At 67.1% G+C, this 24,275-nt stretch carries 15 protein-coding genes; 6 read left to right on the top strand and 9 right to left on the bottom strand.

Features of this window, described 5'->3' with window-relative positions:
* Positions 1–168: 168 nt before the first annotated feature.
* The 3 genes from IE243_RS02005 (at position 169) to IE243_RS01995 (ending at position 2,778) form a co-directional block, all read left to right on the top strand.
* A complete protein-coding gene (locus tag IE243_RS02005; RefSeq protein WP_191317645.1) occupies positions 169–1,320 on the top strand; it encodes an acyl-CoA dehydrogenase family protein in 1,152 nt (383 codons plus the stop codon).
* Positions 1,321–1,528: 208 nt separating this feature from the next.
* On the top strand, positions 1,529–2,482 hold the full coding sequence (locus IE243_RS02000; RefSeq protein ID WP_191317644.1) for an ABC transporter substrate-binding protein: 954 nt from the start codon (positions 1,529–1,531) through the stop codon (positions 2,480–2,482).
* Positions 2,479–2,778 (top strand): type 1 periplasmic-binding domain-containing protein, encoded by a 300-nt coding sequence (locus tag IE243_RS01995; RefSeq protein WP_191317643.1) that lies wholly within the window; start codon positions 2,479–2,481, stop codon positions 2,776–2,778. The genes IE243_RS02000 and IE243_RS01995 overlap by 4 nt, the downstream gene beginning before the upstream one ends.
* Positions 2,779–2,823: 45 nt before the next feature.
* On the opposite strand, the gene IE243_RS01990 is transcribed toward IE243_RS01995, so the two are convergent.
* The 4 genes from IE243_RS01990 to epmA all read right to left on the bottom strand — a co-directional run bounded on the left by IE243_RS01990 (position 2,824) and on the right by epmA (position 7,178).
* Positions 2,824–3,624 carry a prephenate dehydrogenase gene (locus IE243_RS01990; RefSeq protein ID WP_191317642.1) on the bottom strand — a complete coding sequence of 267 codons (801 nt, stop codon included), beginning with the start codon at positions 3,622–3,624 and terminating at the stop codon, positions 2,824–2,826.
* Between the two features lie 570 nt (positions 3,625–4,194).
* Positions 4,195–4,749, bottom strand: coding sequence for a carboxymuconolactone decarboxylase family protein (locus tag IE243_RS01985; RefSeq protein ID WP_191317641.1), 555 nt, complete (start codon positions 4,747–4,749; stop codon positions 4,195–4,197).
* Between the two features lie 270 nt (positions 4,750–5,019).
* Complete coding sequence (locus tag IE243_RS01980) at positions 5,020–6,096, bottom strand: lysine-2,3-aminomutase-like protein (RefSeq protein WP_191317640.1); 1,077 nt, start codon at positions 6,094–6,096, stop codon at positions 5,020–5,022.
* 2 nt (positions 6,097–6,098) lie between these two features.
* The gene (gene epmA, locus IE243_RS01975; RefSeq protein WP_191317639.1) at positions 6,099–7,178 is read right to left on the bottom strand and encodes an EF-P lysine aminoacylase EpmA; all 1,080 of its coding nucleotides are present in this window, start codon (positions 7,176–7,178) and stop codon (positions 6,099–6,101) included.
* Positions 7,179–7,535: 357 nt separating this feature from the next.
* Between epmA and efp the strand changes: the two genes are divergently transcribed.
* Positions 7,536–8,102 (top strand): elongation factor P, encoded by a 567-nt coding sequence (efp, locus tag IE243_RS01970; RefSeq protein WP_191317638.1) that lies wholly within the window; start codon positions 7,536–7,538, stop codon positions 8,100–8,102.
* A gap of 899 nt (positions 8,103–9,001) precedes the next feature.
* Here efp and IE243_RS01965 read toward each other — a convergent pair.
* Together IE243_RS01965 and IE243_RS01960 are read right to left on the bottom strand one after the other, a co-directional pair.
* Positions 9,002–10,462 carry a glycoside hydrolase family 15 protein gene (locus IE243_RS01965; protein WP_191317637.1) on the bottom strand — a complete coding sequence of 487 codons (1,461 nt, stop codon included), beginning with the start codon at positions 10,460–10,462 and terminating at the stop codon, positions 9,002–9,004.
* Positions 10,463–10,504: 42 nt separating this feature from the next.
* On the bottom strand, positions 10,505–12,676 hold the full coding sequence (locus IE243_RS01960; RefSeq protein ID WP_244642624.1) for a glycoside hydrolase family 3 N-terminal domain-containing protein: 2,172 nt from the start codon (positions 12,674–12,676) through the stop codon (positions 10,505–10,507).
* Positions 12,677–13,095: 419 nt separating this feature from the next.
* On the opposite strand from IE243_RS01960, the gene IE243_RS01955 reads away from it, so the two are divergent.
* Positions 13,096–14,979: an ABC transporter ATP-binding protein/permease gene (locus IE243_RS01955; protein WP_191317636.1), complete on the top strand. Its 1,884-nt coding sequence runs from the start codon at positions 13,096–13,098 to the stop codon at positions 14,977–14,979.
* 166 nt (positions 14,980–15,145) lie between these two features.
* Positions 15,146–16,417 (top strand): glucoamylase family protein, encoded by a 1,272-nt coding sequence (locus IE243_RS01950; RefSeq protein ID WP_210319781.1) that lies wholly within the window; start codon positions 15,146–15,148, stop codon positions 16,415–16,417.
* Positions 16,418–16,549: 132 nt separating this feature from the next.
* On the opposite strand, the gene IE243_RS01945 is transcribed toward IE243_RS01950, so the two are convergent.
* The 3 genes from IE243_RS01945 to IE243_RS01935 form a co-directional block, all read right to left on the bottom strand.
* The gene (locus IE243_RS01945; protein ID WP_191317635.1) at positions 16,550–19,939 is read right to left on the bottom strand and encodes a cellobiose phosphorylase; all 3,390 of its coding nucleotides are present in this window, start codon (positions 19,937–19,939) and stop codon (positions 16,550–16,552) included.
* Positions 19,940–20,192: 253 nt separating this feature from the next.
* Complete coding sequence (locus tag IE243_RS01940; protein ID WP_191317634.1) at positions 20,193–22,916, bottom strand: bifunctional acetate--CoA ligase family protein/GNAT family N-acetyltransferase; 2,724 nt, start codon at positions 22,914–22,916, stop codon at positions 20,193–20,195.
* A 632-nt stretch (positions 22,917–23,548) separates the two neighbouring features.
* Entirely contained in the window at positions 23,549–24,052 is a 504-nt protein-coding gene (locus IE243_RS01935; RefSeq protein WP_191317633.1) for a YaiI/YqxD family protein, read from the bottom strand.
* Positions 24,053–24,275 lie beyond the last annotated feature (223 nt).

Raw genomic sequence — 24,275 nt, 5'->3', positions numbered from 1 at the left:
CCCCCCCCCCCCCGGCGCTGCGGCCTTGGATCCTGTGAAAGCCTGGGCGACCAGAAAATCCGTTTGCCGACGCTCTGGAATGCGTTATCTGGACAACATGCGAAAATGGCTTTCGCAATTTCAGCGAAACCACTGACCAGACCCGCCGCGCGACGAAGAGGGGACACCATGGCGCTCGAACCGGAAACCTTCAGGCAACTGCTTGACACTGTTGAGCGTTTCGTTCGCGAGCGCCTCATCCCCAATGAAGAGCGGGTCGCTGAGACCGATGAAATTCCGGAAGACATCCTCGCCGAGATGCGCGACCTTGGCCTCTATGGCCTGTCGGCGCCGGAGGAGTTTGGCGGTCTTGGCCTCAGCATGGCTGAAGAAGCCGAGGTGGTTTACCTGCTCGGTCACGCCTCACCGGCCTTCCGCTCGGCCATCGGCACCAATGTGGGCATTGGCTCGCAGGGCATCGTGCTCGACGGCACCGAAGAGCAGAAGAAAGAGTGGCTGCCGAAGATCGCCAGCGGCGAGGTCGTGGCCTCATTCGCCCTCACCGAGCCGGAAGCCGGTTCGGACTCCGCCTCGGTGCGCACCGTCGCCCGCAAGGATGGCGATCATTACGTCGTCAACGGCTCCAAGCGCTTCATCACCAATGCGGCGCGCGCCGGCATGTTCACGCTGATGGCCCGCACCGGCGGCCCTGGCGCCGGCGGCATCTCGGCCTTCATCGTTCCGGCTGATCTCCCCGGCATCAAGATCGGCAAGTCCGAAAAGAAGATGGGCCAGCAGGGCGCCCACATCCATGACGTGATCTTCGAGGACTGCCGCGTGCCGGCCGCCAACATCATCGGCGGCAAGGAAGGCCAGGGCTTCAAGACGGCCATGAAGACCCTTGAGAAGGGCCGTCTGCATATCGCAGCCCTGTGCTGCGGCGTCGCCGACCGCCTGATCGCGGAGAGCGTGAAATACGCCTCCGAGCGCAAGCAGTTCGGCCAGGCGATTGGCGAGTTCCAGCTGATCCAGGCCATGCTGGCCGACAGCAAGGCCGAAGCCTACGCCGCCCTGTGCATGGTGCGCGACGCCGCCAGGAAGCGCGACGCCGGCCAGCCGGTCGCCACCGAAGCCTCCTGTTGCAAGCTGTTCGCCTCGGAAATGGTCGGCCGCGTCGCTGATCGCGCCGTGCAGATCCACGGCGGCTCCGGCTACATCCGTGACTACGCGGTGGAGCGCTTCTATCGCGACGTCCGCATTTTCCGCCTCTATGAGGGCACCAGCCAGGTGCAGCAGCTCATCATTGCCCGGAACCTGCTGAAGGAAGCGGCCAACGCCTGATCCGCGCGTCGCCAGCGACAACCGTTCCAGCCGGGCCGTCCGCGAGGATGGCCCGGTTTTTCTTTGCTGGCGCGTCGCGCTTCCGCGCAACCTTCGCATTTGTTATAACAAAATATATTGCTGGCGGCGGCTTTGCCCGCCTATCCTGCCTGTTGAGACGACGAATCCGGCTCTCCGGATCAAAGAGCGTCCATCCAGGAGGAAACAGATGAACAAGGACCCGTTCGCCACGCCGTCCCGCCGCGACCTGCTGCGCCTCGGCGGGCTGACAGCTGTGGGCGGCGTCGTCGCCGCCGCCGGTCTTGGCGGCCTGGCCGCTCCGGCCCTCGCCAAAAAAGCCCACTACGACACCGGCGCCGACGACCGGGAAATCCGGATCGGCCAGACCCTGCCGTTCAGCGGCCCCGCCTCCTACATCGGCGTCTCCGGCCGCGTCCAGCTCGCCTACTTTGAGCGGCTCAACAAGAAAGGCGGCGTGCAGGGCCGGCAGGTGCGGCTGATCGCTCTTGACGACGCCTACAGCCCGCCAAAGACGGTGGAGGCGACGCGACGGCTGATCGAAAGCGAACACGTGCTGGCCACTTTCGGCTCCATCGGCACCGCCTGCCAGGCGGCCGTGCAGCGCTACATGAACAGCCGCAAGATCCCGCAACTGATGATCGGCACCGGCGCCGCGCGCTTCAACAACCCCAAGGAATTCCCCTGGACGACGCCTGGCAGCGCCCTGTACTCCACCGAGGCGCGGGTGCTGGCGCGCCATCTTCTGGCCACCAAACCCGACGCCAGAATCGCCATTCTCCACCAGGTGGACGAACTGGGGCGGGATTACCTGAGCGCCTTCAAGGAGGAGTTGGGCGACAAGGCGAAAACCATGATCGTGGCTGAGACCAGCTATGAAGTCGCCGACCCCACAGCGGACTCCCAGGTGCTGAAGCTGGCCAGCACGAACGCCAATGTATTCCTCAATCTCACCGTCGGAAAATTCGTCTCGCAATCGCTGCGCAAGGTGCAGGAGACTGGCTGGAGACCGGACCAGTACCTGCTCAGCGGCTCCGCCACCATTTCGCTGCTGAAGCCCGCCGGCAAGGGCGGCGAAGGCGCGCTTGCCCTGCGCTCGGTGCGCAGCATCTCCAGCCCGCGCTGGAAAAATGATCGGCGGTGATTGACTATTTCAGCCTGCTGGACGCCCAGCTGCCCAATCTGGACAGGACCGATAACCTTGGTTTCGCCGGCTATTCCATGGCCAACGTGCTGCACCAGATGCTGGAGCGTTGCGGCGACAATCTCACCCGGGAAAACCTGCTGAAAGTCGCCACCAACCTCACCAACATGACGGCGCCCATCAACTTGCCCGGCGTCAATTTCAGCACAACGCCGGAGGATTACGCGCCGCTCAAGAACTACGAGCTGTCGCGCTATGAGAATGACGACTGGACGGGGATCAAGGTGCTGTCCTGATCGTCAGGGCTGGAGCGCCAGGGGAGCCGGCGCTCCATTCCCGCCTCAGAACGCCGCCGCGCACGGCTGCGGCTCCACATCCGTCATCGCCGCGCGCCGCGCCGCCAGATCGCGGCGCAGCGCGCCAGCGGCTTCAAAGAACTGCTCCTGCACGCCGGCGACAAACGGATTGCGCAGGGCGATGGCGTCGAACACCGCCGGATTGTCGCGCCGCACCATGTCCACCGCCTGCATCAGCAACGCGTAGCTGCGGGTGGCCATGCGCGTCGGACGCTCATCGAGCGACGCCACCAGCCGCGCCACCATATGGGTGACGCCCTGCACCATGGCCATCTCGCGATCGTGGTCTTCCGGGGTGGCGAATTGCGTCTCCAGGCCAAAACCGGCCTTCAGCAGCGCCGCCAGGCGAAACGCCTTGCGCCCCCGCGTCGGGCACACCACCAGCCGCAGTCCGGCCAGCCCGTCCGCGGCGCTTTGCGGCCCGAACAGCGGATGCAGCCCGGCGATCTCCACATCCGCCGGCAGATTGGCGATCATGTCCGCCACCGGCTGCACCTTCACCGAACCCACGTCGACAACGAGCGTTCCAGGGCGCAGCCATGGGGCGATTTGCCGGCAGATCGCCGCCGTCGCCGTCACCGGCGCGGCCAGCACCACCAGCGGACATGACGCGGCCTCCGCCAGGCTGACCCGGGACAGCCGGCAGGACGCCGGCGGCGACAACTCGCCAGCGTCAGACGCCGCGTCATAGGCAAGCAGGCGCACGCCCGCTGGCGCATGACGCGCGATCAGGCGGCCAAAGGCGCCGAAGCCGATGAGGCCAATCTGCTGGAAATCCGCCGGCATATTTCGCGGGCCGCAGGAGCGGCTGGAGCACAAGCGGACGGAGGCCATGGAATTGACGGATGTCTGGTCGGGAGCAAGACGGTCTGGCGCGAACATAACAAAGCCCTTGTGCAGGGCTGCGCGCCGGAAAGCTGGAAAGCAATGGATCAACCGCCGGCGTCGCAGCGGTTGAACATGGTCATGCAGCCGCCGTTATGGGAACGGCGTATAATAGCGCGAGAAGCTGGCGGCGGAGCGCGGGAGGCCCCATGCGATCGTGCATGACATGGCGGGCCAGATACGCCTCCCGCCAGTCAAAGTCAAACCGCAGAGGGGCACGGCAGGGAGCCTGAAACGCCGCAGGCTGAAAAGGCGTCCGAACCGCACGCCTGTTCCAGAAGCACGGCGCGGGCATTCACGCCTTTGCCCCTTCGGCGGGGATGACGCGCCGCAACAGCCGCGCCCCGTGGATGGCCGGAACAGGTCCGGCCATGACGAACGGTGACGGCGGTCAGTGGCGACGGTCAGTGGCGACAGCAGCCGTGACGAACGATAGCCAGGGCCAGAGGCGGCCTGGGGCTGCGCCCCTCGTCAGCGCTTCTCCATGCCCGGCAGATCCAGACCGGCAGGACGACCATCGTCTTCGATATCGACGTCGAAATTTTCCAGGAAGCGGCTGACCATCATGTAGAAGCCAATGGAGAACACTAGGTGCTGGGTGTGCTTCGGCCCCAGCTTCTCAAGCACCGGATTGAAGGTCGCGTCGGAGGCGCGGACGTTGTGAACGATGTCGTCTGTCAGACGCATCACCTGCTTTTCAAGCTCGTTGAACGCCGCCGCGTCCGGCCCTTCATGGATGGCCCGGATCTTCTCTTCCGACATGCCGTAGCTGCGGCAGATGGCTTCGTGCTGGTAAACCTCATAGGAGGCCTTGCTCAGCACGCCGACCCGCACGATGGCGATCTCGCGCAGCACCGGATCGAGATCGGAATGGATCAGCAACTGGTTGCCGAACTTGACGAATTGCCCCATCAGCCGGCCGGAGTGGCCCATCATCCGGAACAGGTTCAGCTCCGGCAATTTGGCGTAGATCTTCTCAACGTCCGCGTCGGCTTCGGCGCGGTCGAAATAGGGAATGCGGGCCATGTTTCCTCCTGAAGCGCGTTATCGCGTTTGATCTGATCCAGATATGCCGGAGGGCGCGGCGCGACGCCAGAGGCTGGCCCGCCGCCCTGCCATGTCGCCCGGGGTTATGTCAGCCTGGGCCATATTCACCCGGGGCCATCTCACTCTGGGATATGTCGCCCGGCGACGCCACGGCGCGCCGCCATATCAATGCGAACGCGCCGGTGTTTCCTGTTTGAACGAATGCTGATCGATCCACGGCTCCGCCTGACCGCAAAGCGCTCCAGACAATCAGTCTTCGCCCGCGCCGTCAGGCGGATAACGATGGATCTGCCCGGAAGGATCGGCCACCAGCGCGCCGCCGGCACGGTCCGGATCGTCGCAGATGTAGTTCGGCCCAATCGGCGACTTGCCGAAGCCGCCCGGAATATCCAGCACATAGGTTGGCTGGGCGACCCCGGAGAGGCGACCGCGCAAATCTCGCATCAACGCCTGGCCTTCGGCAATGGTCGTGCGCAAATGACTGGCGCCGGGGACCAGATCGCCCTGATGCAGGTAGTATGGCTTGATCCGGTTCTCGACACAGGCGCGCAGCAGGGCTTCCAGCGCCGCCGCATTGTCGTTGACGCCGCGCAACAGCACGCTCTGCGACAGCAGCGGCACGCCGCCGTCCGCCAGCAGAGCCAGCGCCGCCCGCCCCGCTGGCGTGAACTCACGGGCGTGATTGACATGCAGCACCACCCACGCCGCCTTGCCAGCCCCGCGCAGGGTCTCGACCAGTTCAGATGTGATCCGCTCCGGCGCCACCAGCGGCACCCGCGAATGAAAGCGCACGACGCGCACGTGGTCGATGGCCGCCAGCCGCCGCATCACCCCTGCCAGCCGTCGCGGGCTGAGGATCAATGGGTCGCCGCCGCTGATCACGATTTCCCAGATCTCCGGGTGACCCGCGATATAGGCGAAGGCTGCGTCAAGCTCCCCGGGCGTCAGCATGGCCTCGCCGCCCGGCCCCACCATTTCGCGGCGGAAGCAGAACCGGCAGTAGACGGGGCAGACCGAAGCCAGCTTGAGCAGCGCCCGGTCCCTGTAGCGATGCACCAGGCCAGGCGTCGGGCTGTGAACGTCATCGCCGATCGGATCGGCCCGCTCCCCGGCCAGGATGGTCAGCTCTTCGGCGCGGGGAACAAACTGCAGCGCCATGGGGTCATCAGGCGCATGCGGGGGAATGAGGTCCGCCATGGCCGGCGTCACCGCCACCGCATAACGCGCCGCCACGGTCTCCAGCTCCTCGCGCGTTCCGCCGTCGGCCAGGCCGGCCGCGACCAGTTCATCCACGCGGGTCAGACTGCGGGTCAGATTCTTGCGCATCCTTATGGGTCCTGGGCCACCGGCGTCCAGATCACGTCATCGACGCGTTCAGCGCCCGTCGCCAGCATCGCCAGCCGGTCGAGCCCCAGGGCGACGCCGCTCGCCTCTGGCATATGCGGCAGCGCCGCCAGGAAATCCTCATCGAGCGGATAGCGCTCGCCATAGACGCGCGCCTTCTCGTCCATGTCAGTCGCGAAGCGGCGGCGCTGCTCGTCCGCGTCGGTGAGTTCGCCAAAACCGTTGGCCAGTTCGACGCCGCATGCGTACAGCTCGAAGCGCTCAGCGAAACGTGGATCATTGACCCGACGCCGCGCCAGCGCCGCCTCGCTGGCCGGATAGTCGCACAGCAGCGTCGCCCGCCCCTGCCCCAGGCGCGGTTCGACGCGCTCCGACAACACGCGGGAGAACACGTCCGACCAGGCGTCGTCCGCCACCGTCCGCACGCCAATGGCCTCCGCAGCGGCGCGGAAATCCTGGGTCAACGCCGCGTCCGCCGTGACGCCGGCGGCGGGAAGGAAAGCCGCCAGATCAAGCCCGGCGTGGCGGCCAAAGGCCTCCACCAGGGTCAGGCGTTCCGGCGGCAGCGTCGGGTCGGCGTTGCGACCGCGAAACCGCCAGACGCCGTCATCCGGCCCGCAACCAGCGGCGCGGGCCGTGGCGGCGGCAATGGTCAGCAGGCGGGCGCAGTCGGTCATCAGCGCCGCTGGCGGTTCGCCGGCGCGATACCACTCCACCATGGTGAATTCGGGGTGATGCAACGGGCTGATCTCGCGGGCCCTGAACACATGGGCGAAGGCATAGATCTGCTCCTCCCCCGCCGACAGCAGCTTCTTCATGGCGAATTCGGGCGAGGTGTGCAGATACAACGGCGGCTGCGGGCCGCCGGCGCCGTCGCTGACCTGGAAGCCGTGCAGATGCGTCTCGTTGCCGGGCGAAACCTGCAGCGCGTTCGGGTCGACCTCAATGAAACCCTGATCATCAAAATAACGCCGCATGGCGGATATGATGCGGCCACGCGCCAGCAGGCGCGCGCGGCGCGCGGCGTGTCGCCCAGGCAACCGCCAGACAGCTTCGCCGCTCATGGCGCCGCGCTCCGGCGTCCTGGCGCCGCGCTCCGGCGTCTCGCCATCCGGCGCAAAACAATGTACAGGCTTTTCATTCGCATCGATAACCCTGTGTTGCCCGTGCTCCGGAGGCAGGTTTCGCCTGGTGTTTACATCACCGGCGCGCTTCTGTCCCGGCCGCCGTCAGGCCGTCATCAGGCCCGGGCCGCGTCGACACGGAGTTTTTCGCAACCAGGTCCGCAGGGCGCATGCCCGGGCGGCGACGCCCGCCAGACGCCGTCTGGGGCCGCATCGCCAGACCCATGCGTCCGCCAGTCTTCAGACGTCATGGCCGCGCTCGCGGCTGCATGGCGACAATGTCATACGAGGTCACACGTGAGGGTCATCGCCAGTTCCGTCCGCAAGGGCAACGTCCTTGAGGTTGAGGGTCAGCTCTATACGGTTATTTCCGCCGAGAGTTTCTTCCCCGGCAAGGGCACGCCGACGACGCAGATCGACATGCGCCGGATTTCCGACGGCGTGAAGACCAGCCAGCGCTACAAGACCACCGAGCAGGTGGAGCGCGCCTTCGTTGAGGATCGCGATCACAGCTACCTCTACCAGGAAGGCGATCGCTACATTTTCATGAACCAGGAAAACTACGACCAGGTGGAAGTGCCGTCCGACGTCATCGGCGACCAGGCCATCTACCTGATCGAAGGCATGATCGTGCAGCTGTCGATGTTCGACGGCAACGCCGTCGCCATCACCCTGCCGCAGCGCGTGGTGCTGGAAGTGGTCGAGACCGAACCGACCACCAAGGGCCAGACGGCGTCGTCGTCCTACAAGCCGGCCATCCTCTCCAACGGCGCCCGCACCACCGTGCCGCCGCACATCGAAACCGGCACGAAGATCGTCGTCATGACCGCCGACGGTTCGTATGTGGAGCGCGCCAAGGGTTGAGGCGCCAGCCCCGGGTTGCTCCCGGGGCAGTCAACACTGAGCGGACGTAGGTCCGCGCGCATCAGGGGCCTGCGGGCCCCTTTTTGCTGGGCGGCGTTTGCCCACGGCTTGGGCCATCCACCAGAGGGCCCCGACGCGGCGCGACCGCCTGTTTCAGATGCAGGATCGTGAACGCCAGCCTCTCGCGGGGACATGATCCAACAGCGGGCAGCCGCCGCGATAGTCGCCAGCCACTCACGCCGCCGCCGCCCCAGAGATGGAATAAAATCTACATTTCAACCCGATACGGGAATTTCCGGAATCGTCCGCCCAACGCCTGATGAACTGGCGACGATCTGGCGGCCTGGCTCGCCTTCCGCAGCGGACTGAGCGGCCCGGGGAGCCGCAACGCGTCGTCGGCCGCCCCCAGGCGCCCAGGCAGCAAATCGGGTCTTTTCCCAGGCGCTTGCCGGCAAAAACAGAATCAAAACGTCAGCCGGCGGCGGGAATAGCCATTCCGGCAAAATGATTCAGATAACAGGGCCTTGCGCCAGCCTGCGGAATCCCTTTGACAGCAAGACGGCCCCTGCGCTGCAACCGGACGATCGCGCGCCTGAATCGACCCGTCAGCTTGCTGGCGCAACGCCATGAAATGACTCGCGCCCTTCCTCGCTCCTGAATCTCCACCAGAACTTCAACAGCGCCGATGCCGACGCCGGATCCGCCTGGAGCCGCGCCTCAGCAATCCGGCGCATCGCCTGGAAGCGATTCGGTTTTTAGCCGTCAGCCAGACAGTCCGGCGCGCGTCAAAGCGAAGTTGAGTATTTGCGGCGTCAGAGAATCATGCCTTGAAATCATGAATCATCTGTTGCCACGACGTCTCAAGCCAGACGCTTCAATCCAAGCCGTTCTATCGTGTTTCAATCGACGTCGCCGCGCGGCCCCATCATGGCCAGGGCCTGGCCGCGCGCGTCCAGCGCCGTCAGGAAGGCGGCGTAGCTCCAGGTGAGATCGCGGGCGGAGCGCGGCGCGCCGGTGTCGCGATCAGCCTGCTCGGCCATGGCTCCATCGGGGGGCGTCACCGCCCGCACCGCCGCCAGCCCCATGTCGCCCGCCCGCAACAGCAGACGCGCCGCGGCGCAGGGCTCCTGCTGCACGGCGTCGCCAAACCACAGCGCCGGAGCGATCTGCTCAGCCGGCGTCCGGCCGGCCGCAATGGCGGCGGCCAGCCGGAAGCGCAGTTCAGCCGCCGCAAGCGTAATCAGCGGCCAGGCCCCGCCGTCAAAATAGACGTCGCCCGGATTGCGGCCGAGGTGCGGGGCGCAATCCGCGCCCAACCGCCGGTTGAGCGGAAAAGCAGCGGCGTAGTAGGCCTCCAGCCGCAACAAGGTTCCATGAACGAACGGGTCGCTGACGCTGAACGGACCATCCTTAAGGTCCGCGTGGACAACCCCAAGGATCACGGACGCGTCGAGCAGCTTGCCCGCCGACGGCTCCGCGCCGCCGGGCGGCGCCATGCGGCTGGCCACCCAGCCGTCGCCATCATCGCGGCGCAGGGCCATCAGCTGTGGCCACAGGCGCTCCGCGGCCGCGGCCCACAAACGCGCCCGCCCCTCAAGCGGGGCGCGCCGTGCCTCCCCCGCCCCGGCCGGCTCCGCCTCGACCCACGCCGCCCCGGCGCGCAAGGCGGCGTATTGCGCCAGCATGGTGTGGCAGTGAAAGCCCTCTTCCTCCTCCCATAAATCAACGCAGGGGCGATCGGCGTTGCGCGCGACGCAGTCGAGATCGTCAGCAATCAGCTCCGCCCATTCGGCGAACTGGCGGCGCTCGACACAGCGCAACAACCCGAGCGCGCGCAGGGCGACCCCGTCGTACTGCGGCCGTGACCAACGGGTGATGTCGAGGGTTCCATCCGGATTGAAGCGCACGTCGCCGCGCACGACGTCGCCGCGTATGCCGAGCAATTCATCGCCGTCACGAAGGTACTGGCGGAATTGCAGGGCGACGCCTCGCTCCAGCGGCGCCTCGGCCAGCCGCGCCGCGCCATCCAGTTCGGCGAGGCGCAGGCTGAAACCGACATATTGCTCCAGCTCCCATTCGGCCAGCCGGCTGAACTGCGGCGCCGCCCGCAACAGCCGCACCGCCTCCATGGCCAGCGCGCCATCGCGCAGCCAGTGAAAGAAATAGTCCGGCTCCGGGTCCCAGTTCGCGTCGACCGGCGAGGCCAGCACCGAACCGGGCGCCGGCGTGATGATCTGGCCAAAGCCTTCGCGCTGCTTGACCAGATGGGTAGCGGAAATGGCGCTGAACAGGCGTTCCGCCGCGCGCTGCTGCTGACGTTCGAGCCAGTCGGTGAGAAGTTCGGCCGCCTGCCCGCCCATGGTTCGCTCCATCATTGCTATGTCAGGGCCCGCCCTGCGCTGTCAGTCCCCGCATGGCCCTGTCAGGACCCGGCGTAGGCAACGGGCCGGATCCGCCTCTGGCTCCGCCGACGCCGCGACGATGATCTCAAGGAAGGACACGACCTCTGGCGCGGGGATCAGCCCCTCCTGCGCCAGCCAGTCGGGGCTGGCGCTGAACGAAATCCGTCGCGTCTCGCCTGGCCGCAAGGCGATGCGGGTGAAATCGCGCAGCAGCAGCAATGGCCGCGTCCGCCCCGGAACCCGCACGCTGGCGAACAGAAACACCGTCTCGATCGCGGCGCAGTCCCCGCCCTCCGGCGAGCCGCCGGCTTCGCGGCGCACCTCAAGGCTAATGGTCAGCGCCGACGTACGGTCGGGGGGATTGGCGGCGCTGACCTGCAGATCGCTCCAGACAAATGTCGCATAGCCAAGGCCATGGCCGAAGGGGAATTGCGGCGCCAGCGGCAGATCGGCGTAACCGTTGGAATAGCGGTTGCCGGCCTCGTGCGGACGACCGGTGGCGCGGCGGCCATAGAACACGGGTATCTGCCCAACGGCGCGCGGCCAGCTCACCGGCAAACGGCCGGAGGGACTGGCGGCTCCGCTGAGCACGTCGGCGATGGCATGCCCCGCTTCGCTGCCCGGGCCCCAGATCACCAGAACGGCGCAATCCGCCGCGAACAGCTGCGGCGCCGCCAGCGGCCGGCCGCAGGACAGCAGCACGATGACCCGGGCGCCGGTGGCCAGCACCGCCTCAAGCAACGCCTGCTGGCCATCTGGCAACGCCGGATTGGCCCGCGCCGCCGCCTCGCCGCTCATCGCCGCCGTTTCGCCAAGACACAGGATGGCGACGCCAGCGGCGCGGGCGGCGGCGGCGGCCTCCGCCGGATCATCGCCGCAGACGCTGACGCCGGCCTGCGGCCACGCCGCCCGCACGCCGTCAGCGATGGTGACAATGGCGCTGACATCGCCGGTTTCGGCCCAGGCGCCGCGCATGTCGGCGGCGGCCCCAGCCAGCGCGCCGATCACCGCGATACGGTCCAGCTGGCGGGGCAATGGCAGCGCGCCCTGCGGATCGCGCAGCAGGGTCAGGGATTCCCGCGCCGCCCGTCGCGCCGCGCCGCGCCGCGCCGCGATCTGCGCCGGCGTCGCTGGCGGGCAGGCGCGATAAGGATTCTCGAACAGCCCCAGCGCCTGCTTCAGCCGCAACACGCGCAGCGCCGCCGCGTCGATATCGGCCAACGTCACCAGCCCCTGCGCCGCCGCCTCTGCGAGGTGGCGATGGTAAAGCCCGGAGACCATGTCCACGTCATTGCCGGCGTTGAAGGCCAGCGCCGCCGCCGCAAGGCCGCTGTCCGCCGCGCCGTGCGCGATCAGTTCGGCGACAGCGTTGTAATCGGTGATGGTGACGCCGCCGAACCCCCAGGCCTCGCGCAGCACATTGGTCAGCAAGGCGCGGTTGGCGGTCATGGGCACGCCGGCGATATCCAGGAACGCCGGCATCAGCGCCGCAACGCCCGCCTCAACGGCGGCGCGGAACGGCGGCAGATAATCCGCCGCCATGGCGTAATCCGACACATCGGCGGAATCGTATTCGCGCCCGCCGACGCCGGCGCCATAAGCGGCGAAATGCTTGACCGTGGCGGCGAGCCGCGCCTCATCGCGCAGATCATCGCCCTGAAAGCCGGCGATTTTCGCTCGCGCCATGCGGGCGTTGACCAGCGGGTCTTCGCCGCCGCCTTCACAGATGCGGCCCCAGCGCGGATCGCGCGATACGTCGGCCATGGGCGCGAAGGTTAGCGACACGCCGGCTTCCGCCGCCTCGCGCGCCGCGGCCTCCGCGGTGTCTCGCCAGATCTCGTCGCTGAAACTCGCCGCCTCGCCCAGTGGAATGGGAAACACCGTGCGAAACCCATGCACCACGTCGAGACAGAACAGCAGGGGCAGGCCGAGCCGGCTCTGCTCCACGGCGATGCGCTGCAGGCCCGCCGCCTCATCGCCCCAGACGTTGAGCACCGAACCGATGCGTCCCTGATCCAGATCACGCAGGCCGTCCGGCGGCCCGGAGGGGCCGGTGATCACCGCATCGGCGCTGACCATGTGCAACTGGCCGATTTTCTCGTCCAGGGTCATGCGCGCCAGAATGTCCTGCGGCGTGAGACCGGCCAAAGGGCTGGCGGGGCGGTGCGACATGACGGCTCCCGTATCGAGCGGCGCCCCGCTGGCCGGGATTCCGTTGCAACCTGATCGGCGACAGCATGCCCGCCCCCCGTCGGCCAGGCAATGGCGACGCAACCGGATCGCTCCCCGGCAGTTGTACAGAAAGGACAGGCGGCCGGCTTTACGCCGCAATGGGCGGGTTAACGGACGCAGGGTATCCTGTGGGCGAATCAGCCGCCTTGAGGCAGGTTCTTGAGACAGGTTCCCGAAGCAGGTTCCTGAAGCAGGTCTTTGGGGCAGGCTGGTTTTGGGTGAAAACGGGAAGCGATCCCGCCCAAAACGCGATATCCGGCTCCCTGCTGTCAAAATCCGGGCGCGTTTGCGTCCCAGTCAGGAAACCGCGCCCTGGTTCCTGACGAACCGGACATGCCCTGGCGGCGTGGGAGCAATGGATGGCGAAGGCCAGCGAGAAAGCCGCCGACCCAGGAATCCCGCACAATGGAGCGGCGGGCGTCCCGCACAACGGGACGGAGAAAGCCGCGCACGCTGGAGCGGAAACGGGGCGGCCAGAAGACAGCACGCGCGTTCTGATCGCGGATGTGATGCTGCTGTTGCGCTCGGCCCTGGTGTCGCCCGAGCGCAACCAGCTTGGCCTGCTCATCCTTGGCGTCGTCGTCGTGGTCAGCGGCGTCGCTTACATGCAGATCAGGCTCAACGCCTGGAACCAGCCGTTCTATGACGCGCTGTCCGCCCGTAACTTCACCGCGTTCCTGAACCAGCTCACCCAGTTCGCCTTCATCGCCGGCATCCTTTTGTGCCTAGTGGTGGCGCAGACATGGCTTCAGGAAATGCTGAAGCTGGTGTTGCGCAAGCAGGCGACGCGCGATCTGCTCGACCAGTGGCTGAAGCCAGGGCGGGCCTATCGCATCAGCCGCGCCGGCGATATCGGCGTCAACCCCGACCAGCGCATGGCCGAGGACGTGCGCCACCTCACGGAACTGTCGGCCCAGCTCGCCATTGGCCTGTTTCAGTCCACCCTGCTGCTGCTCAGCTTCGTCGGCGTGCTGTGGATGCTGTCGCGCTCGGTGGTGTTCACATGGGATGGGCAGGAGTTCTTCATCCCAGGCTACATGGTCTGGGCGGCGCTGTTCTACTCCGGCGCGGCCTCGTGGCTGAGCTGGATCTTCGGCCGAAAGCTCATCGCCTACAATAGCGAGCGCTACGCCCGCGAGGCTGACCTGCGCGTCGCCATGGTGCGCACCAACCAGCACGTCGACGCCATGACCCTGGAGGGCGGCGAGGCGCACGAACGCAGCACGCTGGAGCAGCCGCTCAACAACGTGCTGGCGGCCATGCGCAATCTGGTGTCGGCGTTGACGCGGCTCACCTGGATCACCTCCGGTTACGGCTGGTTCGCCCTGGTCGCGCCGATCATCGTCGCCGCGCCGGCCTATTTCAGCGGCAAGCTCAGCTTCGGCGCGCTGATGATGGCTGTGGGCGCCTTCAACCAGGTGCAGCAGGCGCTACGCTGGTTTGTCGACAATTTCGCCGTCATCGCCGACTGGCAGGCCACGCTGATCCGCGTGGTTTCCTTCCGTCAGGCGTTGATCGCGCTGGATCACCTGCCAGCGGACAGCCGCCCGCGCATTCACCGGGAAACCGGCGCCGCCGAAGAGCTGTCGCTGCGCCATGTGGAGCTGCACTGTAACAATCACGTCGCCAGAATGAGCGAGGACGTGACGGTCCACCCCGGCGAGCGGTTGCTGATCACCGGCGAGACCGGCGTCGGCAAGAGCACCATGTTCAGGGCGATCGCCGGCCTCTGGACGCGCGGCTCCGGCGACATCATCACGCCGCCGCGTCGGGAAATCGTCTTCCTGCCCCGCTCGCCGTTCCTGCCGGTCGGCCCGTTGCGCGAATCCATTCTTTACGCCTGCAGCGGCAAGGTGGCTGACAACGACATCATCACGGCGCTGGATCGGGTTGGCCTTGGCAAACTGCAGAACCAGCTCGACAGGACCGGCACATGGGATCGTGAATTGCCGGTGGACGAGCAGCAGCGCGTCGCCCTGGTGCGCGCGGTTCTGCAGCACCCGCGCTGGATCATCATGGATGAAGCGCTGCATCAGCTGGACCCGGCGTCCCGCAAGACGATCCTCGACATGTTCAGGGAGGAACTGTCGGACGTCGGGCTGATCTATACGGGGCCGGAAGTCGAAAACCCGGACATGTTCACCAGGATCGTGCGGCTGGAGCGGCGGGAGCGCGAGGAGCCGGCTTGCGCCGGGAGCCCTGCAGTCCATTCCGGCGAACCGCGAAAAACCCGGTCAAAATGAACCGGCCGTCTGCTCCTACTTTTTGAGCTGGGGCAATTTCTTAACGACAGATGGATTCCACTTTTCCCGAAAATGCCCTGGCGCGCTTTCCGGCCCAGCGGACGTCGCGCGCCCCGGAAAGCGCATTTTGCAGGCAATCGGCAGGAACAGGCAGGAGAGCGCGTAAATGGCCAATGGGCTTTTCCACATGGCGCCGGTGCGGCGCGGTCTGAGCGACAACGACCTGCTCGACGAAACGCAGCGCAACACTTTCCGTTATTTTTGGGATTTCGCCCATCCGGTCAGCGGCCTCGCCTATGAGCGCACCGATTTCTACCATAGCCGGCCCGACACGGCGGCGGTGGGCGGCAGCGGCTTCGGTCTGATGGCCATTCTGGTCGGCGTTGAGCGCGGCTTCGTCACCCGGGCCGAAGCGGCTGAGCGGGTGCTGAAAATCGTCCGCTTCCTGATCAACGCGCCAACCTACCACGGCGCCTTCGCGCACTGGATCAACGGCGCCACCGGCGCCACCATTCCCTTCAGCCGCAAGGACGACGGCGCCGACACGGTCGAGACGTCCTACCTGATGATGGGACTGCTGTGCGTGCGCCAGTATTTCCACCGCGACGACGCGGTGGAGGCGGAAATTCGTCACTGGGCCGACATTCTGTGGGGCGAAACCGAATGGAACTGGTTTACCCAGGACAACCAGGCGGTGCTGTTCTGGCACTGGAGCCCCAATCACGGCTGGGTGCTGGATCATGAGATCCGGGGCTGGAACGAATGTCTGATCACCTACATCCTCGCCGCCTCGGCGCCGCGCTATCCGGCCCCGCCGCGTGTCTATCATCGCGGTTACGCCGAAGCCCGGGTGTTCGATAACCGCCGGACCTACGAAGGCCTGGAGCTGCCGCTGGGGCCGGACTGGGGCGGGCCGCTGTTCTTCGCCCATTACACCTTCATGGGCCTGGACCCGCGCGGTCTCTCTGACCAGTACGCTGACTACTGGATGCAGAACGTCCGCCACACCCAGATCAACCGGGCCTGGTGCATGCGCAATCCGCTCGGCTTCGCCGGCTATGGCCCCAATTGCTGGGGTCTCACCGCCACCGAAACCGACGCCGGCTACCGGGCCCTGTCGCCGACGGAGGACATGGGCGTCATCTCCCCCACCGCCGCCATCAGCTCCATGCCCTACACGCCCGACGAGTCGCTGGCGGCGCTGCGCTGCTTCTACGAGGAAAAGGGCGACCGCATCTGGACCAATCTCGGCTTCGTCTCGTCATTCAGCGACGCGCGCAACTGGGCCTCGCCGACCCACATCGCCATCGACCAGGGACCGATCATCTGCATGATCGAGAACCACCGCAGCGGCCTTCTCTGGGAGCTGTTCATGAGCTGCCCGGAGATCAAAAACGGCCTCGCCCTGCTCGGCTTCGCGCGCGCGCTGCAGACCTGAAGGCTTTCGCAGCCCCCGCCTGATCAGGGGCGAAGCCGCAGAGCCGGAATTCGCATGGACGCCCGCTTGTTGCGGACACCCGCGCCCCACCTTCCGGTTCAACGGTCAAGCCCGGCCCCACGGCGGGAGCCCTCACGCCAGCACGGGCTCCCAGCCTTCCGGATCGCGCTCCAGCGTGGCGACCAGCGCGGGTGGAGCGGCGGCGCGGCCGCGCCAGGCGCCGAAATCCCGCCGCAGGCCCAGCAGATCGCGCACCACCAGATTGGTGAACAGGCCAGGACCGCTGGAATAGACCCGCCAGCCGCCGTCAACGGCGATGGTTCCCGCCCGCACCCGGCCCCATTCCGCGTCAGCCCCGGCCCGGTTGTCGAAGGCGGCGTCGCTGCTGCTGAAATAGGCGTTGCGCTGGCGCGGGCTGGCGTTGCCGACCACCGCGCCCGCATCCACCGGATTGACCTGCGCCAACGCCGCCAGCAGCGCCTCCTGCAAGGCGGCGCGACTCTGGTCGTCGCGCGCCTGCTCCAGCCGGGCGGCCAGCGCCTGGGCGTATTGCAGGTGGCTATGGGTGTACATCAGGCCGATCTCGCGCCCGAAATAAGCTGCGGATTCCGCCCGGCGGAAAATGGTCTCGACGCCGCCGTGATACGGCAGCGGCCGGTCCATCAGGCGCACGCCGTCCGGATCGGCCAGATGATCGCGGATGATATCCAGATGTCGCGCCGCCTGCTCCGGCGTGAACATGCCGCCGGCGATGGCCCGCACCATCGGCAGCATGGAATAGCGCACGCCGGTGCGGCTGTCGGAAGGGTGCAGCAGCAGTTCCGGCAGGGCGCCGTCGCCCTCTTCGGGAAACAGTCCGTAACCGGCGATGACGCCGTCGCGGATCAGCAGGGCGTTGACCTCCGCCTGCATCGCCGCCGCGTCGGCGCGCAGCGGCGCCGCCCGGCCGGCCTGACCGATGCGCTCCAGAATGGCGGCGTAGCGGTTCAGCTGCTGGAACAGCAGCGCCACCGTCCAGGCGCTGACCATCCGCTCTTTCAGGCTGGCGTCGGCCGGTTGCAGCGAGTCGTTCCAGTCGCCCTCGCCCAGCCGGATCAGATGCGCGCCCGGCAGATACTGGCTCCGCACGGTTTGCAGCAGCACGTCGATATGGGTCGACAGGCTGTCCGTGGGCGCCGACGCGGTGGCGTCGTCATAGTTGCGCCAGGAAACCTGCGCCTCGAGGCAGGCCACGTCGCCGGTGGCTTCGATGTAATCGCAAACCATCTTCAGCGGCCAGATGATGACGTCGCCATGGCTGGAGCGGTCGCGGATAAACGAATAGGGCGGCAGCATGAACCATTGCGACCAGTCGCCCCGCCCGGCGTACTGCTCGGCGAACACCGCCAGCATGATCCGCCGGGCCGCCGCGTCATGGCCCAGCGCCAGCAGCATTTCGATCGGCCCCTGGCAAACGTCGCGCGTGCCCCAGGCGCCGCCGGTGTATTGCTCCAGCCCATGCGGAACGGAGACGTGAATGATGGCGTTCTGCACCAGCCACGGCAGCGCAAGGGACAGCCCTTCGGCCCGCCCGCCGCCGGCGACGCCAAGACCACGGGTCAACCGTCCCCAGTGCGCGCGCACCGCCTGGGCCTCGGCCAGTGCGTCCCAGCCGGCGGCCTCATCGGCCAGCTTCAGCGCGGCCGCGGCGTCGCTGAGACTGCCGGTGATGGCGAAAGCAAAGCTGTTGGTCGGCTCCGTCTCGATGACCAGCCATGGTTCCGACGCCGCGCCATCCGCCGACGCAACCTCCCCGTCAGCGAACAGCAGTTCGGAGCCGCCAATGCGCCGCGTCAGTTCCGGCTGTTCAGCCTGCCAGACATAGACGCTTTCCGGATAATGCTGGCCCCACAGCGAGGCAGGGTCTGGCCGCAGCATGGCCCGGCCGGCCGGCGCGTCGACCACTACGGCGGCGCTCTGGCCAAGTTCACGCTCGCCCATGACGCAATGCCCGGCGATGAGCAGACGGGCGGGTGGACCGTCGATCTTCACCCGCCAGCGCAGCGCCGGCTCCTGCACGCTGGCGAAAGCCTGCACGACGATGCGACCCGCCTTGCCGCCTGTCTCAACCGCGTAAATCCAGCGGCAATCATTGGGGCCATTCTCGAACAGCGACGGCGTGGTGAGCAGTCGCCAGCCTTCGCCCTGGTCGACCAGAATGCGCAGGCCGCTGCCGCGCGTGATGTTGAACGGGTCGCGGGAGACGGAAAACAGCTTGTGGAACGAGGTGTTGCCGAGGGTCAGCTGAGCGCCGAACACACCGTGCATCCAGCAGGTGGCGCAAAAAATGTCGTCGGCTGGCAGCACGCCGGTTCCGCTGCGGATCAGCGCCCCATGCCGGCGCTGCATGGTCAGCTCCTTGTCGCGCAACGCCACGTGCCGGTTATACGCGCCCTCGGCGACGAAGAACGAGGCGATGGCGCCGTCGATGACCTCTTCCGACAGGCGCTGCGGGTGCAAGGCCTCGATGGCGGCCGCGTCAAGCCGCTTGCCCGTCAGCGCCGGCGCCGCCTGGAGGATTGAGCGACGCACAGGCGCAGGCTTCAGCACCGCGGCCGCATCGGCGACCGGCTTCAGCTTCTCCAGCGCCGCATTGACCATGGCCAGGTCGTCCGCTCCGGAGGCCTGCGGATGGTCCGGCCGGAACAGCCCGAAGAATTCCACGCTTTGGCTCGCCCCTGGCGCAATGCCGAGACGGCCGGATTGCAGGCCAATGCAGGCGACCTCCCGCTGCAACCGGCGCGACGGCAGATCGCCCCCCGCCAGCGCGCCGGCGCCCCGGAACGCCGGCCCGAAAATATCGGCGGCGTCGGTGGCGAAGCCGGCCACGCGCTGCAGGCCGCCATGGGCGACCCACGGCCGGCGCCCGCCCTGATCCAGCGCCTGCCGGCTCAGGACCACCGGGCCGCGCGCCGCGTCGTCGATCACCGTATGGTCGATATATTGCGAGGCATAGGCTTCATTGTTCATGAGGAAACCGCGGTCGCCGAGCCCCAGATCCTGGATCAGGATCACGTCGACGTCCTGCGCCTCACCCGCCGTGTTGCCCAGGTCGATGCGCCAGGTCCACAGGGCGTCCGCGTGCAGCTTCAGCGTCACGCGCCAGGTCAGGGCCGCGCCGCTGGCGCCGCCCGCAACCTGCCCCTCCCAGACGGCGCGGTCGCCTTCCGCCGCGAAAGCCCCGTCGAAGCCCGGCCCCAGCAGATCCACCGGCGCCCGATCGCCGGCGCGCAGCACAATCCGCCCGATCCCCCATGCGACGCCGGAACCGGCGACCTGGTTGATCATGATGCGGCCCTGTGGCGCTTCATGAACCAGATCATAGAGCGCGCCGTTCGGCAGCAGACCGGCGCTGAGCGGCCCCGCCGCGATGCTGCGCAGCCCCAGATCGGCCCTGGCGGGGAGCCGCCACCCCAGGGGAGAGCCATTCCCGGGCGCCGCGGGGGATGTTTCTCCGGCTCCGGCCGCCGTGCGATCGGTCATGGGGTTTTCCTCCTGAAGTGGTCATGCATCCCGGCGCGGAGCCCGGTCAGACCGCGCGTCGCCCTGGCGGCGCTTTCCGGCGCAGGCAGGACCGCCTCGCTGGAAAGCGCATCAAATCAACTTGAGAGAGTGCGATCCTGATCCATAGAACCGCAAGCCGGTCCAATGGATCAGGCAAATCGCCCCCTGACTTGTAATCGGAGCAAAACGCCGCTCCGGCGTCAGCGAATTTTGCTCCAGCAGTGTGTCCCGCTCAGGCGTCCGCCGCCCGCTCCAGCGGCAATGTGGCGATCATGACGGACGGATCGTCGCGGTCGGCGCGGATCGAAAACCCGAGCTTGCGACAGACGCCGAGCATCGCCTGGTTGTCACGCAGCACCTGACCTTCAACGATGCGGATGCCGTCGGCGCGCGCCCATTCGATGATCAGGCGCATCAGCTCCATGCCCAACCCGGTGCCCTTGAGCTCCGAGCGGACCATGATGGCGTATTCGCCCTTCTCGTGGTTGGAGTCGGCGTGCAAACGCACCACCCCCACCATCCGGCCTGTCGCCGCCTCAATAGCCACGAAGGCAATGGCGCGGGCGTAGTCCACCTGCACCAGCCGGGCGACGAAGGCGTGATTGAAATCGCGCACCGGCGCGAAGAAGCGCAGGCGCAGATCGTCCTCCGAAGCCTGGCTCATGAAGTCGATGAACATCTGCTCGTCTTCGGATCGCACCGGTCGCACGAAGTAGGCCCGTCCGCTGCGGCCGGTGATCGTGCGCTCCCACGCGCGGGGGTAGGGCCGCACGGAAAGGCGCGGATGCCCGGAGCCATGCCGCTCGCCGGCCGGGGCAGGCGCCACCCGCACCCTGGCGTTGAGCGCCGCCACGCCCTGGCTGTCGGACAGCAGCGGGTTGATTTCCAGTTCGCGCACTTCCGGCAGGTCCACCGCGATCTGGGACAGCTTCACCAGCGTGAGCCGGATGGCGTGCTCATCCGCCGGCTCGGTGTCGCGATACCCCTTGAGACGCAGGGAAACGCGGGTGCGGGCGATCATCACTTCCGCCAGCTTGAGATCGAGCGGCGGCAACGCCAGCGCGATGTCATTGATAACCGACACGGCCGAGCCGCCGCGCCCGAACACCATGACTGGTCCAAATTGCGGATCATCGGTGATGCCCGCGATCAGGGCGCGCGAGTCACGCTCGTCGACCATCGGCTGCACCACAAAGCCGCTGAGCTGACGCCCTCTGGCGATCTCCAGCAGTTCGTCAACCGCCGCCTGCACCGCCGCCTCGCTGCGCAGGTCCAGGCGCACGCCGCCAATGCGCGTGCGGTGCGGCACCTCGGGCGAGACGATTTTCACCACGACCTGATCGCCCTGCGCCAGCAACGGTCGCGCTGCGGCGACCACATCCTCCGCGTTGGCCACAAAGGTCGCGGGCACAACCGGTATCTCATAGGCGCGCAACAATTGCTGGATCTCAACCGGGTTCAACCAGTCACGCCCAGCGGCGATGGCGTCGGCGATCAGGGTCCGCGCCGTCGCGACGTCAGGCGCGAAATCGTGCGGCAGGGCGTCGGGCGTCTCCATCAGGAGATCAAGCGCCGCCCTGTAGCGCACCAGGTGCATGTAGCCCGCCAGCGCCTCGGCCTCGGTCGTGAAGTGCGGGATGCCGGCTTCATCGAAGATCCGGCCCGCCTCGGCGTCCGACGACACCCACACAGCCAGCACCGGCTTGTGCAGCGCACGCCCCTTGCGGTGGGTCTTCACCGCCTCCACCAGGGCGCGGGCGCCTTCGTTGGAGTCGGCCAGGGCGCTGGGAATGTTGATGACGAGCAGGGCGTCGGCTGTCTTGTCGAGCAGCAGCGTCCGCGCCAGCACATCGAGAGATTCGGGATCTGTATAGCCAGTGGTGTCCACCGGATTGCTGACCGGCGCCCGCTCCGGCATCAGCGTGTCCAGCCTGGCGCGGGTTTCCGGCGTCAGCTCCGCCAGCGCCCCCTGCAAATCCAGCAGCCGGTCCACCGCCACCATGCCAACGCCCCGGTCGTTGACCATGATGGCGAGACGGCGGCCATGGAACGGCCGCTGGCGGCCAAGCGTTTCAGCCGCCGAAAACATCTCGTCAAGATCGAACACCCGCAGCAGGCCGGCGCGACGGAAGGCGGCGTCATAGACCGCATCCCGCGTCGCCAAAGCGGCGACGCTGGTCATGTCGGCGCTCGGCGGGCGCCGTTCGTGACGCCCCGGTCGCAGCACCACCACCGGCTTGCCCCGCGCCGCCGCCCGGGCGGCGGACATGAACTTGGGCGCGGCGGCGATGTCCTCCACATAGACGAGGATGGCGCGGGTGCGGTCGTCCACGGCGAAATAGTCCAGGCAGTCGGCCACATCAACGTCAGCCTGCTCGCCGATGGAAATGACCCCGGAAAAGCCGATCTGGTGCTGGCGTCCCCACTCCACCAGACCATTGGCGATGGCGCCGGACTGGGAGATCAGCGCCATGTCGCCGGCCCCGGGCATGCGGGCGCCAAGCGAAGCGTTGAGCCGGACGCGCGGCGAAATCACTCCGACGCCGCCGGGGCCGATCAGTCGCAAGCCATGCTTGCGCGCTTCAGCCCGCACGGCGGCGAGGATTTCCGGCGCGCTGACGCCATGGGACGGCGGCACCAGAATGGCCGCCGAACAGCCGATGCGCCCCGCCGCCGCCACGTTCTCGACGATGGTGAGGGACGGAGAGACGATCACCACCAGATCCGGCGGCGTCTCACGCAGCTCCTCAAGGCTGGCGGCGAATGTGACGCCCGGCAGATCGATGCGGTTATCGACGGACGCGAAGGCTGGATTGATGGCGTAAACCTTGCCCTCGAAGCCCCCGGCCAGCAGGTTGTTGAGCAACACCCTGCCCAGTGAGCCCGCCCTGCGGCTGACGCCGACCACGCCGACAGAGGCGGGCCGGAACAATCTGTCGAGACGGTATGTGCTCACGCCCTGCTCTCCAGTTCTGTTTGACGCCCAAACCCCATGGGCCTGACTCATTGGCCTTGATGAAGCCCGGGCGGCGCAAGGCATTCCTGCAAGGACATGCGTCGCGCTGATGTGGGCCTTGCCGGTCGCGGATGCGTCAGCATCTTCACAACCAGGCATGCAACAGCCATTCCGCAGACGATTCGCCCCAGTGTTCCGTGACACGGATGCGCTGACAATAGACCGCGCCGGCGCGCCGGCGCATTTCTGTCCACGGGACGGAAACTCCGCCGCCAAACCAGGCGACCGGTTCATCGCGGCGGAGTGGAGATGTGGTCACGGATCGGGGCGCGCATGTGGCGAAAACAGACGGGAACGCTTCAGGTTCCGGTGATGTGCACAACCTGGGTCACAGCGGGTCGCCGGCCAGAACAGGCGCCGGTCAACATGGCGCCGAATGCGCGGTATAATTGGGGTTTTCAGAGCATTTTCCAGCGAAGCGGACGCCGCTTCGCATGAAGAAAACGCCCGAATGCAAAAATACAGGGCAACCCCTGTCCAACATGAACGGATAGACCCCGGAGCGTTTTCCGGGCGAGCGCCCCGGGTTGCCCGCTTCCACGGGGCGGCGGCGGCCAACGCCGGACATCGCCCTAGGGCGCAAAACCCGCCCGCTTCAGGCGCACGATTGCCAGATCCAGCGCCGAGAGGAACGCCGACCGATCGCGGGGCGAAAACGGTCGCGGACCGCCGGTGACAGCGCCTGCCTCGCGCAAATCCTGCATCAGATTGCGCATGGCCAGCGCCATGCCAACGGAGTTTTCCGTAAAGCCCCGACCATCTGGCCCCAGCGCCACGGCGCCGGCGGCGACGCAGCGGCTGGCCAGCGGCACGTCGGCGGTCACCACTACCGCGCCAGGGCCGGAACGGGCGGCGATCCAGTCATCGGCGGCGTCGAAGCCGTCGCCGACGCGGACAAACTCGACCTGCTGGTCGCGCGGCGTGCGGATAAAGCTGTTGGCGACCACGAGGCAAGGCGCGCCATGTCGGGCGGCGACCCGGTAGATCTCCTCCTTGACCGGACAGGCGTCAGCGTCGACCAATATGCGCAGGACGCGACTGGCTCCTGGATCCGCCTCAACCTTCGCTTCACCCATTGTTCACCGCTATCCCCGCCAAATGGCCGCGCGCATGCGGCTGTGTATCAGATAGAGCCCGGCGCGCAGCCGCAACCGGGTCCGGTCAGACCGCTGCCGCCCCATATGCCGGATCGCTCCATATGCCGGATCGCTCCATGGCGTTTCCCGCCAAAGCGGTTATCACTTTGCACAGGAGCATGCGCCACAACAACAAGGCGCGGCCTTCCGTTCTCTGGCCCAA

Origin of the sequence: Camelimonas fluminis, assembly GCF_014656355.1 — a bacterium.
In the GTDB taxonomy this organism is placed as follows: Bacteria; Pseudomonadota; Alphaproteobacteria; order Rhizobiales; family Beijerinckiaceae; genus Camelimonas; species Camelimonas fluminis.
Note: the sequence above shows the minus strand (reverse complement) of the source record. Positions and strands in the feature narration are given on the sequence as shown.

Excerpts from the sequence above, each read along its gene's own strand:
- IE243_RS02005 (WP_191317645.1), top strand. The coding sequence starts at position 169 with ATGGCGCTCGAACCGGAAACCTTCAGGCAACTGCTTGACACTGTTGAG.
- IE243_RS02000 (WP_191317644.1), top strand. The coding sequence starts at position 1,529 with ATGAACAAGGACCCGTTCGCCACGCCGTCCCGCCGCGACCTGCTGCGC.
- IE243_RS01990 (WP_191317642.1), bottom strand. The coding sequence starts at position 3,624 with ATGCCGGCGGATTTCCAGCAGATTGGCCTCATCGGCTTCGGCGCCTTT.
- IE243_RS01985 (WP_191317641.1), bottom strand. The coding sequence starts at position 4,749 with ATGGCCCGCATTCCCTATTTCGACCGCGCCGAAGCCGACGCGGACGTT.
- IE243_RS01980 (WP_191317640.1), bottom strand. The coding sequence starts at position 6,096 with ATGCGCAAGAATCTGACCCGCAGTCTGACCCGCGTGGATGAACTGGTC.
- epmA (WP_191317639.1), bottom strand. The coding sequence starts at position 7,178 with ATGAGCGGCGAAGCTGTCTGGCGGTTGCCTGGGCGACACGCCGCGCGC.
- IE243_RS01965 (WP_191317637.1), bottom strand. The coding sequence starts at position 10,462 with ATGGGCGGGCAGGCGGCCGAACTTCTCACCGACTGGCTCGAACGTCAG.
- IE243_RS01960 (WP_244642624.1), bottom strand. The coding sequence starts at position 12,676 with ATGTCGCACCGCCCCGCCAGCCCTTTGGCCGGTCTCACGCCGCAGGAC.
- IE243_RS01955 (WP_191317636.1), top strand. The coding sequence starts at position 13,096 with ATGGCGAAGGCCAGCGAGAAAGCCGCCGACCCAGGAATCCCGCACAAT.
- IE243_RS01950 (WP_210319781.1), top strand. The coding sequence starts at position 15,146 with ATGGCCAATGGGCTTTTCCACATGGCGCCGGTGCGGCGCGGTCTGAGC.
- IE243_RS01945 (WP_191317635.1), bottom strand. The coding sequence starts at position 19,939 with ATGACCGATCGCACGGCGGCCGGAGCCGGAGAAACATCCCCCGCGGCG.
- IE243_RS01935 (WP_191317633.1), bottom strand. The coding sequence starts at position 24,052 with ATGGGTGAAGCGAAGGTTGAGGCGGATCCAGGAGCCAGTCGCGTCCTG.